14 protein-coding genes are annotated in these 15,897 nt (G+C 54.0%); 12 read left to right on the forward strand and 2 right to left on the reverse strand.

Annotated features, from left to right (window positions below):
• Positions 1 to 57: 57 nt before the first annotated feature.
• A complete protein-coding gene (locus ACG98I_RS00460) occupies positions 58 to 1,116 on the reverse strand; it encodes a YncE family protein (RefSeq protein ID WP_394717569.1) in 1,059 nt (352 codons plus the stop codon).
• 108 nt (positions 1,117 to 1,224) lie between these two features.
• On the opposite strand from ACG98I_RS00460, the gene ACG98I_RS00465 reads away from it, so the two are divergent.
• The 8 genes from ACG98I_RS00465 to ACG98I_RS00500 all read left to right on the forward strand — a co-directional run bounded on the left by ACG98I_RS00465 (position 1,225) and on the right by ACG98I_RS00500 (position 9,461).
• Positions 1,225 to 2,052 (forward strand): undecaprenyl-diphosphate phosphatase, encoded by an 828-nt coding sequence (locus tag ACG98I_RS00465; protein WP_394718041.1) that lies wholly within the window; start codon positions 1,225 to 1,227, stop codon positions 2,050 to 2,052.
• Positions 2,053 to 2,085: 33 nt separating this feature from the next.
• On the forward strand, positions 2,086 to 3,339 hold the full coding sequence (gene mshC, locus ACG98I_RS00470; protein ID WP_394717570.1) for a cysteine--1-D-myo-inosityl 2-amino-2-deoxy-alpha-D-glucopyranoside ligase: 1,254 nt from the start codon (positions 2,086 to 2,088) through the stop codon (positions 3,337 to 3,339).
• A 21-nt stretch (positions 3,340 to 3,360) separates the two neighbouring features.
• The gene (locus ACG98I_RS00475; RefSeq protein WP_394717571.1) at positions 3,361 to 3,741 is read left to right on the forward strand and encodes a hypothetical protein; all 381 of its coding nucleotides are present in this window, start codon (positions 3,361 to 3,363) and stop codon (positions 3,739 to 3,741) included.
• 160 nt (positions 3,742 to 3,901) lie between these two features.
• Positions 3,902 to 4,597, forward strand: coding sequence for an HAD family hydrolase (locus tag ACG98I_RS00480; RefSeq protein WP_394717572.1), 696 nt, complete (start codon positions 3,902 to 3,904; stop codon positions 4,595 to 4,597).
• A 59-nt stretch (positions 4,598 to 4,656) separates the two neighbouring features.
• On the forward strand, positions 4,657 to 4,920 hold the full coding sequence (locus ACG98I_RS00485; RefSeq protein WP_394717573.1) for a phosphoribosyl-ATP diphosphatase: 264 nt from the start codon (positions 4,657 to 4,659) through the stop codon (positions 4,918 to 4,920).
• Positions 4,921 to 5,003: 83 nt separating this feature from the next.
• A complete protein-coding gene (gene hisG, locus ACG98I_RS00490; protein WP_394717574.1) occupies positions 5,004 to 5,849 on the forward strand; it encodes an ATP phosphoribosyltransferase in 846 nt (281 codons plus the stop codon).
• A gap of 159 nt (positions 5,850 to 6,008) precedes the next feature.
• Complete coding sequence (aspA, locus tag ACG98I_RS00495; protein WP_394717575.1) at positions 6,009 to 7,607, forward strand: aspartate ammonia-lyase; 1,599 nt, start codon at positions 6,009 to 6,011, stop codon at positions 7,605 to 7,607.
• A 189-nt stretch (positions 7,608 to 7,796) separates the two neighbouring features.
• A complete protein-coding gene (locus tag ACG98I_RS00500) occupies positions 7,797 to 9,461 on the forward strand; it encodes a formate--tetrahydrofolate ligase (protein ID WP_394717576.1) in 1,665 nt (554 codons plus the stop codon).
• Positions 9,462 to 9,511: 50 nt separating this feature from the next.
• Here ACG98I_RS00500 and ACG98I_RS00505 read toward each other — a convergent pair whose 3' ends face one another.
• A complete protein-coding gene (locus ACG98I_RS00505) occupies positions 9,512 to 10,387 on the reverse strand; it encodes a RecB family exonuclease (protein ID WP_394717577.1) in 876 nt (291 codons plus the stop codon).
• A gap of 46 nt (positions 10,388 to 10,433) precedes the next feature.
• On the opposite strand from ACG98I_RS00505, the gene ACG98I_RS00510 reads away from it, so the two are divergent.
• The 4 genes from ACG98I_RS00510 (at position 10,434) to dop (ending at position 15,889) form a co-directional block, all read left to right on the forward strand.
• Positions 10,434 to 11,684 carry a M18 family aminopeptidase gene (locus ACG98I_RS00510; protein WP_394717578.1) on the forward strand — a complete coding sequence of 417 codons (1,251 nt, stop codon included), beginning with the start codon at positions 10,434 to 10,436 and terminating at the stop codon, positions 11,682 to 11,684.
• A gap of 57 nt (positions 11,685 to 11,741) precedes the next feature.
• Positions 11,742 to 12,578: a tRNA (adenine-N1)-methyltransferase gene (locus ACG98I_RS00515; RefSeq protein WP_394717579.1), complete on the forward strand. Its 837-nt coding sequence runs from the start codon at positions 11,742 to 11,744 to the stop codon at positions 12,576 to 12,578.
• 156 nt (positions 12,579 to 12,734) lie between these two features.
• Positions 12,735 to 14,336 carry a proteasome ATPase gene (arc, locus tag ACG98I_RS00520; protein WP_394717580.1) on the forward strand — a complete coding sequence of 534 codons (1,602 nt, stop codon included), beginning with the start codon at positions 12,735 to 12,737 and terminating at the stop codon, positions 14,334 to 14,336.
• Entirely contained in the window at positions 14,321 to 15,889 is a 1,569-nt protein-coding gene (gene dop, locus ACG98I_RS00525) for a depupylase/deamidase Dop (protein WP_394717581.1), read from the forward strand. Before arc ends, dop begins: the two co-directional genes overlap by 16 nt.
• Positions 15,890 to 15,897 lie beyond the last annotated feature (8 nt).

Here is a 15,897-nt window from a genome sequence, read left to right on the forward strand (position 1 = left end):
CCAAGATGATGCCGCGAAAGCTGTGTCGAAAAGGCGGGTGAGGCGGTACCGCTAAGACTAGTTAGTTGAGGCGGAGTTTTCTGTCGGATTATCTACGGCGTCATTAACCTCTTCTGCAGGGATAATCTGCAGACCATCACCGGTGGCAGAACCTAAAACCAAGTCGCCATTAGATAGCGCCTCGATGTGTTGCGCATCCGCTACGGTGTTCAACGTGGTGACCAGCTGCGGAACGCCAGTTGAGATGTCGAAGCCCTGAACCAGGTTGTTATCAGTGGTGGTTACCCACGCGAGCTGGCGATCCTCATCCCAGGCAACACCCCACGGGTTGCCATCGACTGGACCAAATTGGTGGTGACGAACAAGGTCTTCAGAGGTGTAGACCATCAAGCGGCCGCCCACGCTGTCAGACACCAGGATGGTTCCATCCTCGCCTACGGTCGCTTGGCCAAGACCTTGACCCGCGCGCAGACGGCCACCCTCGCGGGAATTTTCCCAGTCAAGGTTTTGGATCGTGGTATCAGCACCGTTGGTACGGATGACATTGTCCACTCCGTCACGATTAGGAACAGCCAAGAGCTGATCCGTAGGAGCGTCCACCGGGAAGTCATCGATTAGCTCGCCATCTTTGTAGATGACGATCTCTGGTGCTTCATTGGAAGCTAGAATCAGCTCGCCGGAGGTCAGCTCCGTAGCGGCGGTCACGGGAAATTCCGTCTCGACCGGGATCACGCTTGGCTCATCGAGATTATCTGGGGTGATCTTATAAACCTTATCCAAGCAGCCAATATAGAAAGCTCCATTAGAAGAAGTTAGATCACCGCAGTCTGGATCCACCTGCAGCGGGTTGCCAAGAGAATCTGCTTCACCGAAGGTGAAAGTGTTGCCGGAGCGGACCGCTAACGTGTCGCCGACATGATCGATATCACTAATATCGCTGTGTTCGTGGACGCTACCTGCTGGATTGTTTGCTTCCGGCGAAGCAGCCGGGGTCGCGTTACCTTGGACCTCCGTGTCGGTTCCTTCAACCGGGTTATAACTACAGGCGGTTATGACCAGCGAAGATGCTGCCAATGCGCCGACTACAAACTTTTTCGCACCAGAGGATGAATACACGGCTTTAGATTCTATCACCTGGAATTACCAGCTAAGAACCGTGTTACGGGTAGGCTTACCCGCGTGGAAAATCTGACTCTTGCCCAATCGACTGCTGAAATGTCTGACATGACCTGGATTCAGGTCATTGTGCTCTCTATCGTTCAAGGACTCACGGAGTTCCTGCCCGTGAGCTCTTCTGGCCACCTTCGTATCGTCTCAGAGCTGTTCTGGGGCGAGGACGCCGGCGCTTCATTTACCGCCGTGATCCAATTGGGCACCGAGCTGGCCGTCGTGGTCTTCTTCGCCAAGATGATTTGGCAGATCCTCACCGGCTGGTTCCGTGGTTGGAAGGACAAAGAGTCCCGCGGCCAGGACTGGAAGATGGGCTGGTTCGTCATTGTTGGTTCCATCCCAATCGGCGTCTTAGGCCTGCTTGGACAAGACCTCATCCGTGATGCACTACGAAACCTGTGGATTACCGCATCCATGCTGATTATTTTCTCCTTCGTATTCATCCTGGCGGAACGCATGGGCAAGAAGAACCGTGGCTTTGACGAGCTCACCATGAAAGATGCCATCGTTATGGGCCTATGCCAGTGTCTGGCTCTTATCCCCGGTGTTTCGCGCTCCGGCGGCACCATCTCCGGTGGTCTGTTCCTGGGCCTCGACCGTGAAGTTGCGACCCGATTTTCCTTCCTGCTAGCGATCCCAGCTGTGCTGGCATCCGGACTTTTCTCGCTGCCGGACGCATTTAACCCTGCGGCTGGTCAGGCTGCGTCGGGTGCACAGTTGATTGTGGGCACGTCAATCGCTTTCGTGATTGGCTATGCATCCATTGCCTGGTTGCTGAAGTTTGTATCGAACCACTCCTTCGAATGGTTCGCTGCTTACCGCATTCCAGTGGGCATCATCGTTATGATCCTGCTTGCTGTCGGCCTGTTACAGCCTTATTAAACCTTTAAGCCCACGCTAGGTACGATGGCAGTCATGAAATCTTGGCCTATTCCGTCCGTTCCATCCGTACCCGGCAATACTGCTCAGTTAAAGCTTTATGATTCTGCAGATGAGAAAATCAAGCCTGTACAGGTAGAAGGGGATACCGCCACGATCTACGTGTGCGGTATTACGCCTTATGACTCCACGCACCTAGGCCACGCGGCTACCTACGTCACCTTTGACGTGATCTACCGTCTGCTGCTGGACCAAGGGCACAAGGTGCACTACGTCCAAAACATCACCGACGTCGATGATCCACTATTTGAACGCGCTGCCCGCGATGGCGTGGATTGGCGTGAACTCGGAACTAGCCAGATCGATCTTTTCCGCTCCGATATGGAGCAGCTCGCCGTGATTCCACCGCAGGATTACATCGGCGCGATGGAAGCAATCGATGAAGTTATTGACTTAACTCAAAGGTTGTTGGACAACGGTTCCGCATACGTCGTGGACGATGCAGAATATCCGGACGTTTATGCTTCCGTTGAAGCAACCACGAACTTTGGGTATGAATCAAATTATGAACGCGCGACCATGGAAGAATTCTTCGCCGAGCGCGGTGGTGATCCCGAGCGCAAGGGGAAGAAAGATCCACTCGATGCCTTGTTATGGCGTGCCGCGCGTGAAGGCGAGCCTTCCTGGGATTCTCCATTCGGCCCTGGCCGTCCCGGTTGGCACGTCGAATGCTCTGCGATTGCCACCAACCGCCTGGGTAACGATTTCCTCATTAACGGTGGCGGATCAGATTTGAAGTTCCCTCACCATGAGTTCTCTGCAGCGCATGCTGAGGCAGCCCATGGGGTAGAGCGTATGGCCCAGTTTTATGTCCACGCCGGAATGATCGGTTTGGAGGGCACCAAGATGTCCAAGTCCTTAGGCAACCTGGTTTTCGTCCACAAGCTGGTAGAGCAAGGCGTGGACCCATCCGCGATCCGCTTGGGTCTGTATGTAAACCACTACCGCGCGGACCGTGATTGGTCCGATGAGGTGCTAAACACCGGCATCGAACGTTTAGGTGTGTGGCGTCAGGCTGTGGCAGAGGCATCCGATGATGCAGATGCGTCTGTTGCCGATGCAGCCGCTAAACAAGCCGTGGAATCCCTGCGTGAGCGTCTTTCCGATGACCTAGATACTTCCGGTGCGCTGAAGGTAATTGACGAATGGACCAAGACGCCATCGACGCCAGTAGCAGCTGGGATAGTGGCTCAGGCAGTGGATGCTCTGTTGGGCGTGCGCATTTCATAGTTTTAGGGGACAATATCCATCATGAGCATTCGCGCTACCTATCAGCCACAAATTGATGAATTCATGAGCAACCTGGAGTCATTCGCTACGGGTGACTACCTCAATGAGGATGAGAAGGAGTTCTGGGATCAGCCTTTTGACCCGAAGGTCCTGCCAGCACTTCGCGACATCGTTGAGCGTCTCTTCACTACCTTCGATGCCATCCCGGATGACCCAACCGGAGCTCAGCTCAAGGCATCTATCAGTCCATTCATTGATGAGCTTGAAGCATTCAACCGCAAAAACGCAGATGCAGTCATTGAACCGGAGGAAAAGCAGGAGCTCAATGAGCTCATCTCTCAGGCTGCCGCTGATACCGGTGCCGATGATGAAGCCCTCAACGAACTTCCTGAACTGGATTAGCCTTTTAGATTCTGGCGTACCGGCAGCGGAGGAACTCCGCACACCTTCAAGCTCCTCGTGCAGCCTCCTGGGCGTACGAGGGTTTTAGCGTCTTTGGCTGCTGAATAAGTACACCATTCAAATACTCAACAACGACACGAAAAGTTAAAGCATCACATTCATGAAGAAACCTCTTGCCATTTTCTGGGACATGGACGGCACACTCACTGATTCCGAGCCATTGTGGGAGGAAGCAACCTATTTCCTCTCCGAAATTCTGGGCAAGCGGCTTACTCCTGAGCAGCGTGAATTAACCGTCGGATCGACTTTTGAAAACACCTTGCGGATCTGCGCGGACGCTGCCGGGGTCCAATTGACCGAAGAGGACTACCCGAAATACCAGGCATTGACCTTCAACAAGACGCGGGAGCTCTTCGCCGAGCGTCTCGAAGTCTTCCCGGGTATTCAGAAGCTGCTGACGCAGCTGAAAGCCGATGGCATGGACATGTTTGTGACCACCAATACCGTGCGCCACGTGGCTGACTCTGCGATTGATACCGTGGGCCGCCATTTCTTCACCGACACCATCTGTGGTGATGAAGTAGCGCAGGGCAAGCCCGCCCCGGATATGTACCTCGAAGCGGCACGCCGTGCCGGTGTTGCGCCGGAAGATAGCTTGGTCTTTGAAGACTCAACCACTGGTATGTCTGCTGCGCTCGAAGCAGGCTGCCACGTCATTGGATTGCCTGCGCATGAAGACGTGGTCATTCCGGACGGCGCTGTGAGCATCGGCAAGCTTAGCGGCAACAAGCACCTCGATGGTGCCACCGCACAAGATGTATATGGCTGGTTTGAGACCCTGGTGTCCCCGAATTAGTGGGTAAAAGCGTAGCCAATGTCATGCGAAAACACCTATCTATGGAACAATAGGTAACTGTGAAAAACTTTGAATCTTTGTTTAATGAACTGGTAGAAAAATCCCAGAACCGACCTGAGGGCTCTGGCACGGTCGAAGCATTAGACAAGGGCGCCCATTTCATCGGCAAGAAAATCATTGAAGAAGCCGGTGAAGTTTGGATTGCGTCGGAATACCAGTCCGATGAGGAATTGGCAGAAGAGATGTCCCAGCTCATTTATTGGACCCAGGTGATGATGGTCCATCGTGGTCTCAAGCCTGAAGACATCTACAAGTACCTGTAAATTTACCCTGCCGTCCTTACCCCGTACTGAAAGTATGTGAAGTTACGGGGAAGTGCGCGACCTGCATCAAAGGATGAATCCTCATGATTAAGATTGCTGTTCCAAATAAGGGCTCACTGTCAGAAGCTGCCGTTAAGATCCTTAGGGAAGCTGGCTACAAGGGCCGCGGCATGAGCAAAGCCCTCAACGTGGTTGATGAAGCCAATGGCGTGGAATTTTTCTTCCTGCGCCCGAAAGATATCGCAATTTACGTGGCCAAGGGCCTGTTGGACCTAGGCATTACGGGCCGCGACTTGGCGGCGGACTCACGCGTCAAGGTTCAAGAAGTCCTGCCTTTGGGCTTCGGTTCCTCTACCTTCCGCTACGCGGCACCCAAGGGCGAGAACTGGAAGGTTGAAGACCTCGACGGCAAGCGTATTGCGACATCGTACCCCAATGTTGTCCGCGATTACCTCGCTGAACGCGGCATGGAGGCAGAAGTCATCCGCCTTGATGGTGCGGTGGAAATTTCCATCAAGCTCGGCGTTGCTGATGTCATCGCTGACGTCGTCTCTACCGGCAATACCTTGCGTCAGCAGGGCCTGGAGCCTTTCGGCGATCCTCTCATTACCTCTGAAGCAGTGGTAATTAAGCGCGTGGATGAAGGCATTACCGAAGAAGAGCAGGTTGTTCTATCACGCATCCAGGGCATCTTGAATGCGTATAACTACCTGATGATTGACTACAACATCCACAAGGACAACCTTGATGCAGCATCCAGTATTACTCCTGGCCTGACTGGTCCGACCGTGTCACCTCTCAACCGCGAGAATTGGGTTGCGGTCCGCGCGATGGTTCCGAAGAAGCAGGCGAACCAGCTCATGGATGGTCTTTCAAAGCTCGGTGCTGAAGCCATCTTGGCTTCCGAGCTTCGAATTGCCCGCATTTAGGGGTATAAAGCGGGTTTTTATTCGTTCGCATTGTGGACGTGGTTACGATTAAGGCGAACACTTCAGTTTCGTCTATGGCGTAATAACTTAATCACGGTGATTTTCTCACCGTGATTTCTTATGCCCTGGGCACGTATCCGCACAAGGAGCGAACCGAATATGGCCAAAACCTCCAAGAAGGATGAGTCCAACCAGGACAAGTCCGCCGAAGCAGCAACCACCAAAGCTGCTGACACCAAGGAGACCATGGAACAGGCAACTGCACAGTCAAAGCCTGATTCTTCTGGGCTGAAAGGCCCAGCAGTCGCTGCAAAGAAGGCTGTGGAGACCAGCAACATCAAGACTCGAACCGAAGAGGATCTACTGGGTAAGCTCGAAGTCCCAGCTGATGCCTACTACGGTGTGCACACCATGCGTGCGCTGGATAACTTCCAGATCGCATACGTCACCGTTAACTCCATCCCGGAATTCATCCGCGGCATGGTGATGGTGAAGAAGGCTTCGGCTATGGCCAACCGTCGCCTGCACACTCTGCCGAAAAAGAAGGCAGAAGCCATTGTTTGGGCTTGTGACCAGATCCTGGATGAAGGTCGCTGCATGGATCAGTTCCCACTGGATGTATTCCAGGGCGGCGCTGGTACCTCTACCAACATGAACACCAATGAGGTTATTGCCAACCTCGCGTTGGAGTACTTGGGCGAAGAAAAGGGCAGCTACGACATCATCAACCCGAATGATGACGTCAACATGTCCCAGTCCACTAATGACGCATACCCAACTGGTTTCCGTCTGGGCCTGTACTTCTCTATCAATAAGCTCATTGAGCGGATCGATGAGCTGCAGGACGCTCTGTCCGCGAAGGCAAGTGAATTCCAGGACATCTTGAAGATGGGCCGTACTCAGCTGCAAGACGCTGTGCCAATGACTTTGGGTGATGAGTTCAAGGCTTTTGCTCATAACCTGCAGGAAGAGCAAGCAGTCATGCGCATGGCGCAGAACATGCTGCTGGAGGTCAACCTCGGCGCGACCGCAATTGGTACCGGTGTGAATACCCCGGCTGGCTACCGCCACCAGGTAGTAGCCGCGCTTTCTGAGGTCACCGACCTAGAAATCAAGACCGCGCGTGATTTGATTGAGGCAACCTCTGACTGTGGCGCCTACGTGCTGCTGCATTCCACCATCAAGCGCACTGCGATGAAGCTGTCCAAGATCTGTAATGACTTGCGCCTTCTGGCGTCTGGCCCACGTGCTGGTCTGGGTGAGATCAACTTGCCTCCACGTCAGGCTGGTTCCTCGATCATGCCGGGTAAGGTCAACCCAGTTATCCCTGAGGTTGTCAACCAGGTGTGCTTTAAGGTCTTTGGCAATGACCAAACCGTCACCATGGCAGCAGAAGCTGGTCAGCTGCAGCTCAACGTCATGGAGCCAGTCATTGGTGAAGCACTCTTCCAGTCCATCCGCATCATGGGCAACGCTGTTGATACCCTGCGTGAAAAGTGCGTCGAGGGCATCACCGCGAATGCCGATGTCTGCCGCGAATACGTGGTTAACTCCATCGGTATTGTTACCTACCTCAACCCATTCATTGGCCACCACAATGGCGACCTCATTGCGAAGGAATCCCTGCAGACTGGCCGTGGTGTTCGCGACTTGGTCCTGGATAAGGGGCTGATGGATGAAGAGACCTTGGACAAGGTGCTTTCTGTTCAAAACCTCATGCACCCAGAGTTCCGCGGTCAGCTCTACATCGACGAGTAAATTTTTCTGGCCTTCGAACGCGGTGCTTAATCGCGGTGGCGCTGCTTAGTTAAGCTGCAGCCACCGCAACCGTGCTTGCTCACTGAAGTGGTGCTAATCCCGTTTTGTGCGTGGGATTGGCACCCTTTTTGGATCTATCTCACGATGATGGAGGGACCGCGATGTGCGTGACTTAGTACGATGGGCACTATGACTAAACAGCTCAGTGACGTTGAAATTGCGCAGGCGCATGAACTAAAGCCCATTAGGGAGATTGCCCAGAAGGCTGGCATCCCGGAAGAGGCGTTGATTCCTTATGGCACGAATAAGGCCAAAGTGGATATCACTAAGTTCCCGAAGCGAAAAGAAAAGGGCAAGCTAGTTCTGGTCACGGGTGTCTCACCAACTCCTGCGGGTGAGGGCAAGTCCACCACGCTGATTGGCCTTACTGATGCTTTGGATCGATTGGGCAGGCGTTCCATCGTGGCCATTCGTGAACCTTCCCAAGGTCCAGTCATGGGCATCAAGGGCGGAGCGGCTGGTGGTGGCTATTCCCAGATTGTGCCCATGGAAGATATTAACCTGCACTTCACGGGCGACTTCCACGCCATTTCTGCAGCCACCAACACGTTGGCGGCAATCATTGATAACCACATTCACCAGGGCAACGAACTCAACATTGACCCACAGTCAATCACGTGGCAGCGCTGTGTGGACGTCAATGACCGCGTGCTGCGCAATATTGTTACTGGTCTGGGTAGTACCGCTAATGGTCGTGTTGCGGAAACTGGATTTACCATCACCGCGGCATCAGAAATTATGGCTATCTTGGGCCTCTCCACGTCCCTTGAGGGGCTTAAGCGTCGCTTGGGTGCCATCACGATTGGTTACACCTTTGATAAGAAGCCAGTCACCGCTGATGATCTGCAAGCCAGCGGTGCACTGACTGCATTGATGCGTGATGCGCTGAACCCCAACTTGGTTCAAACATTAGGTGGCGTACCAGCCTTCGTACACACCGGGCCATTCGCCAATATCGCCCATGGCTGCAATAGCTTGTTGGCCACCAAAATGGCCCTGAATCTGGGTGACATTGTTCTGACTGAGGCAGGTTTTGGTTCTGACCTTGGCGGCGAGAAGTTCATGGACATCAAGGCCCGTTTTGGCGGCATGAATGTTGATGGCGCCGTCATCGTGGTCACCATCCGTTCGCAGAAGTACAACGGTGGAGCAAAGCGCGAGGATCTTAAAAACGAGGACCTCGGCGCTCTCAAGAGGGGTGTAGTAAACCTTGAGCGCCACGTAGAAAATATCCGCAAGTTCGGCATCAAGCCGATTGTGGCGCTGAACTTATTCCCAACGGATAGCGATTATGAGCGTGAGTTCATGCGCGAATGGGCGGAGTCCTTCGGCGTGGCATTTGAAGAAGCCAATGTCTTTGCCCAGGGCGGCCAGGGCGCAGAAGAACTGGCTCAGACACTGCTGGAAAACATCGATGGCACGTCGCAGCAGCTGTATGATCCTGCTGATGGTGTGGAAGCCTCCATTGAGACCATTGCGCAGGAGATCTATCGCGCAAAGGGCGTTGAGTACTCCAAGAAGGCGCTCAAAGAACTGCAGGTTCTGAAGGAAAATGGTTGGGACAAGCTCCCGGTGGTTATCTCCAAGACTCAGTACTCATTCTCTGATGACCCAACGGCCTTGGGTGCACCAGTTGACCACACACTGCACGTGCGTGAGATTGTTCCACGTACAGGTGCCGGGTTCATCGTGGTGCTCACCGGCGATGTCATGACCATGCCGGGGCTCCCGAAGGTCCCATCCGCCAATAACATTGACGTCGATGGCGAAGGCTTCATCTCCGGGCTGTTCTAACCCAGCTGAATAGTCTGGGCCCAATCCTGCTGATCAGCCTCGGCGCCGCGCTATTTGGTGGCACCGAGGCTGGTCTGCTCGGGGCTAATCGGCTGTGGGTTATCAGCCGTGGAGCCAGGCCAGCCAGGATATTCTGGTGGGGTGCCGCCGAATTCAGGGCACAAGGATTGGAAAGAGCACCAGCCGCAGAGCTTAGTCTTCTTCGGCTTGAAAATTCCTTGCTTTCCGTCGCCCTCGATCTTGGACCACAGTACTCCCAGATCGCGCTCGAAATATTCCAGTTCTTCACGCGTGGGCATCAGGAACATTGAGTCAAAAACCTTGAGGTACATCAAGCGCAGTTGCGCGGGGATAACACCGTGCAGGCGCCAATAGACCAACGCGTAAAAGCGCATTTGGAATTGCGCGTCATGAGAATACTGCGGCTTGGGTTTCTTACCAGTCTTATAGTCCACCACGCGGACTTCACCGGTCGGGGCTTCATCCACTCGGTCAATAAACCCGCGCACCGGGACATTATTGGGCAAGACGGTGTCCACGTACATTTCCACAGCCTTGGCATCAAAGCCCTGAGGATTTTCCATCTGAAAATAGCCCTTGACTAATTCGCGGGCATCCACGAGGAAGTCAATGGTCTGATCTTCAGGGACGAGTTCTTTCAACTCGTCATCCTTGGCGCACATGTCTTCCCACTCAGGTTTGAGAAATTTCACCGCTCGGGGATATGTGCGTTCTTCGCGAGGAAGTTCATGCATCTTCTCGAGTGCCGCATGCACCAGGGTGCCTTTGACCTGCGCAATGGTCTTGGGCTCCGGCAAGCGGTCAATGGCGCGTAGACGATACAACAGAGGGCATTGGTTGTAGTCGCTAGCGCGCGATGGGGACAGTGCTATAGGTCGACGGATAGTACTTTGGGGAGAATTCATGGTGTTACAAGCTTATCGCTGACCAAGAAGTGGCACAGTGGAGGGTATGGAAAATGGAATCGAAAACTTCATTGAATTCATGGAAAGCTCACCCAGCTCCTATCACGCAGCGAAAGTAGTAGCTGATGAGCTAGCGGCTGCTGATTTCAACCGGGTTGATGAAACCCAAGCATGGCCCACCACTCCTGGCGGGCATGTCATGGTCCGTGGCGGGGCAGTGGTTGCCTGGTATGTGCCAGAAAAGGTCAGCGGTGGCTTTAAGATCATCGGATCCCATACTGATTCACCAGGGTTTATGGTCAAACCCAACCCGGATTTCCGCAACGCCGGTTGGTCCCAACTTGCGGTGGAAGTATATGGCGGACCCATCATCCACAGTTGGTTCGACCGTGAGCTCAAGCTCGCTGGACAGGTAGTTCTCAAAGACGGCACCCGTCACTTGGTGGACACTGGAGCGCTGGTCCGCATTCCGAATTTGGCCATCCACCTCAGCCGCGAAGCTAAGTTTGAGCCAGATCGTCAAATTCACGTTCAGCCAATCTTGTCGCTTGATTCCGATGACGTTTCTTTCGCTCAAGTCCTAGCGGAGCACCTCGGCGTTGCGGAAGAAAAAATCTCTTCATTCAATCTAATTACCGTTGATGCGCAGCGTGGCCAGCTCTTTGGCGCGGGCCATCAATTCTTAGCTGCCGGTCGCATGGACAACCTCACCTCAGTGTGGGCCTCATTGAAGGCGATGCAACTGGCAATCGACGACTATGACGGTGAAGATGTCTTGGTCATGGCCGCATTCGATCATGAGGAAGTAGGTTCGTCGTCCCGCTATGGCGCGGCTGGACCACTGCTGGAGGACGTTCTCACTCGTACCGCTAGTGCTCTGGGCAAGGATGAGGAAGGCAAGCGGCAGATGTACGCGAAGTCTTCCTGCATTTCTGTTGATGCTGCACACAGCGTTCACCCGAATTATGCGGGCAAGCACGACCCCAGCCATCATCCACTCATTGGTCGGGGACCGGTGACAAAGATTAATGCTAACCAGCGCTATTCCTCGGATGCTATTTCCATCCAGTTGTGGGAATCCGCGTGTGAACGTGCCGGCGTTCCGGTTCAGCGTTTCGTGGGCAATAACGCCGTGCCGTGCGGAAGCACTATTGGCCCCATTACCGCGACCCGTTTGGGCATTGACACGGTGGATGTTGGTGTACCCCTTTTGTCCATGCACTCTGCGCGTGAGATGGTCGGCGTGCAGGACCAACTGTGGATGATCGAGGCACTTAAGGCATACTTGGTTGGTTAAAACAGTTCAGAGATAATCATTCTTCGAACCCGATAGTTCTCAATAGGAGCAATTTACATGCCTTACTCAGGTCCGTTTCAGTACGGTGACCGCGTGCAGCTTACCGATGCCAAGCGTCGCCACTACACCTTGGTTCTTGAGGAGGGCGTAAAGTTCCACTCGCACCGCGGCATCATTGAGCACTCCCAGATCGTCGGTATGGATGAAGGTTCGGTAGTAACTTCGACCTTGGGCTCTGACTTTCTGCTCTTCCGCCACCTGATGGTGGACCACGTACTGTCCATGCCGCGTGGCGCTGCGGTCATCTATCCAAAGGATGCGGCACAGATCCTGGTTGAGGGCGATATCTTCATGGGCGCCCGCGTCTTGGAAGCCGGTGCTGGTTCTGGCGCGCTATCTATGGCGCTGCTCCGCGCGGTCGGCCCCGAAGGCCACGTCTTCTCTTATGAGATCCGCGAAGACCACCTCGAGTACGCCGAGAATAACGTCGCTGAGTACTACGGCACCAAGCCCGAATGGTGGAGCCCACGCCTCGGTGACTTAGGCGATGTCACCAAAGAAGATCTCGGTGGCCCAGTCGACCGCATCATCTTAGACATGCTCGAGCCGTGGGAGCACCTGGAAACAGTTCGCGACTTGCTCATCCCTGGTGGTGTATTCATGACTTATGTGGCCACCGTGCCTCAGCTGATGAAAGTCATGGAAGGGCTGCGTGAGCTCAAGTGCTTCACCGAGCCACGTGCCTGGGAATCCCTCATTCGCGACTGGAAGGTCGAAGGCCTTGCCACCCGTCCGGAGCACCGCATGAATGCCCACACGGCATTCCTCATCCACACCCGCCGCCTCGCGGACGGCGTCACCCCGCCAGTAGTCAAGCGCAAGGCTAGGCGTTAGCATCAAGGCGTTAACCACCCCTAAATTAACCCACCCCAGGTCAAGTGTTCCTTAAGTCACACCGTCTGCGCAGCGCAAATGCGAGAATTAGCCTTGCCTAAATTAAATTGGGCACCTTTCGAACGTAGTGGTTACTTTAAGCGCTAAGGTGGATATATGTCACAATCCACTGATGCACAAGGCAAGAACTTGGACGCGCATAATTTAAGTGAGCTTCGCGTCCAGGTGCGCAAACTCTCTGAGCGCAATAGCAGCCTTGCCTCGCTGCTGCAGGATTCCCGCAATAAACTGCAGCAGATGGCAGCTGATGTCAATGAATTGGCGGAACCAGCGTCCACCTATGGCATCTTTCTGGGTTATTCCGGAAGGCCACATGATTCACGGCGAGATGCTGAGGTTTATACCAATAACCGGCAAATGCGCTTAAAGATTTCCCCGCAGGTTGAGCCGGGCACTCTAAAAGTCGGGCAAATGGTCCGCTTGGGCGATGGCCTGGTTGTAGTCGAGGCCGGGGACTACGCCCGCGAAGGCCAACTCGGCACCATCACGGAAAGAATCGGTGAAGACCGCGCCGTAGTTCTGGGCGGCAATAATGAAGAATTCATCGCCATCATTGCTGACCGGTTGCGGGAGACGGTGCGCTCAGGGGACTCAGTCCTGGTGGATCCACGTGCTGGAATCATTTTGGAACACGTCCACAAGACTGAAGTTTCCCAGCTCCAGCTAGAAGAAGTCCCAGATGTTACCTTCGAGGACATCGGCGGTCTTGACGCGCAGATTTCTCAGATCCGTGACTCAGTCGAGCTGCCATTCCTGCACCCAGAGCTCTACCGGGACTACGCCCTGAGCCCACCCAAGGGCGTGCTGCTTTATGGCCCTCCGGGCTGTGGCAAGACCCTGATTGCAAAGGCGGTAGCCAATTCCTTGGCGCAACAAATGGGGGAGGAAAGCACTTCTTATTTCCTTAATGTCAAGGGTCCAGAGCTGCTCAATAAGTACGTAGGTGAAACCGAGCGCCGTATTCGCCTGATTTTTGAACGCGCACGCGAATTGGCTGCATATTCACCTAATCGCCCGGTCATTATCTTCTTCGATGAGATGGAATCCATTTTCCGTACCCGTGGCTCTGGTGTCTCATCCGATATGGAAACCACAGTCGTGCCGCAGTTGTTGACGGAGCTCGATGGCGTAGAAAAGCTGGACAACGTCATCATCATTGGCGCTACCAACCGTGATGAGCTCATTGACCCAGCAATCATGCGCCCAGGCCGCTTGGACATTAAAGTTCGTGTCAGTCGCCCCAACTGGCAAGGCGCGAAGGAGATCTTCGAGAACCACTTCTCAGCAGATGTCCCACACCAGGGAGATCGCCCGGAGCTCATTCAATTTGCCACAGATGAGCTCTTCGGTGAGCGCCCATTTGTTCGCCTCCACTTTGAGGACGGCACAGAGCGCACTTCGTACTACCGCGACTTCGTGTCCGGTGCAATGATCGCCAATATCATGGCGCGCGCCAAGAAGCTTGCCATCAAGGATTCACTTCAGAATCCCGACGGCCCTCGGGGCATTAGCCGTTCCCACCTGGCGATGGCGATTGCCGCTGAGCAGGCCGAGAGTGAGCATCTGCCTACTTCTACCACGGCGGAAGAGTGGATTAAGACCATTGATGGTGGTTCCGGCGGTACGATCGGTCAAGGCAAGCACGTTGATCGCGTTGAGTTTCTTGGATTTAGGAGCCCCTCATGGCACGTTTCTTAGGTACTGAAACTGAGTACGGCATTTCCACTCCTGAGTGGCCAGAATTGTCGCCAATCATTACCTCAACACATGCGGTGGTGGCATATGCAGCGATGCACACCAAGGCGCGGTCGCGTTGGGACTTCACCGAGGAACATCCACTGCGCGATATGCGTGGGTTTGACCTGAAACGCTATAGCACTGCACCCGTTGTGGATCCGAACGCGATTGGTGTGGCCAATGTTGTCACAGCTGCCGGCGCACGCTTTTACGTCGACCACGCCCACCCAGAGTTCTCTTCGCCGGAATGCTCCAATGCCTGGGACGCCATGCTATATGACGCCTCTGGCGATAAAGTCCTGCTTGATTCCGCTGCCGCGGTCGCTGGCCTTACTGCACAGGGCAAGTCGGTGCTGGCAAATAATGAGCCCTGCCCGCCGCTGAAGTTCTATAAAAATAACGTGGATGGCAAGGGCGCCTCCTATGGCTCGCACGAGAATTATCAGTATGCGCGCTCCACTGATTTTGACACTCTGGCTCAGGCGCTGATTCCCTTCTTCGTCGCACGTATTGTCGTTACCGGAGCAGGCCGTATCGGGCTCGGGCAGGATGGCTCGGAGCCTGGTTTCCAGATCTCCCAGCGTGCCGATTACATGGAGCAAGAAATTACGCTAGAAACTACTCTCAACCGCGGCATTATCAACACTCGTGACGAGCCGCATGCTGATGCGGAAAAGTGGGGCCGCCTGCATGTCATCGTCGGTGATGCGAATATGTCGCAGACATCCAATCTGCTCAAGTTGGGCATGACTTCCATGGTTTTGGATGCCATCGAAGCGGGCGTGGATTTCTCCGATTTGAAGCTGTCAGATCCAGTTTCAGAGATTAAAAAGATCAGCCGTGACCTGACTTTGCAACATAAGGCGCAGCTCGTTGATGGTCGTGAGCTGACTGCACTGGAATTACTTGCCGAATACCGCTCGCGGATTCAGGGAACCTCTGAGACAGATGAAAAGGTGCTCCAGGCGTGGGATGAGGTAGTTGCATTGCTTGCCGATGATCCACTTTCTGCCGCACACCTTCTCGATTGGGTGGCCAAGTATCGCTTGATCAAGGGCTTTATTGACCGTGGCGTGCCACTGGATAATCCGAAGCTTGCCCTTATTGACCTGCAATACACTGATATTGACCCAGCGAAATCCCTTTATCACGCGTTAGTGCGTAAAGGGCAGATGCGAACACTCGTTAGCCAAGAAGAAATTGAAAAAGCAGCGACAACTCCACCAGCTGACTCTCGCGCTTATTTCCGTGGCCGAGTGTCCGAGAAATTCGGCGAGGATGTCCTGGCCTCCAATTGGCAGTTGATCTCTTTAACGGAGAAGGTGACCACCGAAGGTGCAGATACCACCGCGCATTTAGCACACATCCGCTTCGATGATGTAGATGGATTCTCACAAAGCGACGTCGGTGATGTGATTAAGACTTCTACAAACGTAACTGCACTTCTTGAGAGATTAAGCAAGCAAGGTATAGAGATCAATCGGACTACCAAACCAATTAGAGTACGTAGGTAGAAGAAATT

The organism is Corynebacterium sp. L4757, from assembly GCF_043673995.1.
In the GTDB taxonomy this organism is placed as follows: Bacteria; Actinomycetota; Actinomycetes; order Mycobacteriales; family Mycobacteriaceae; genus Corynebacterium.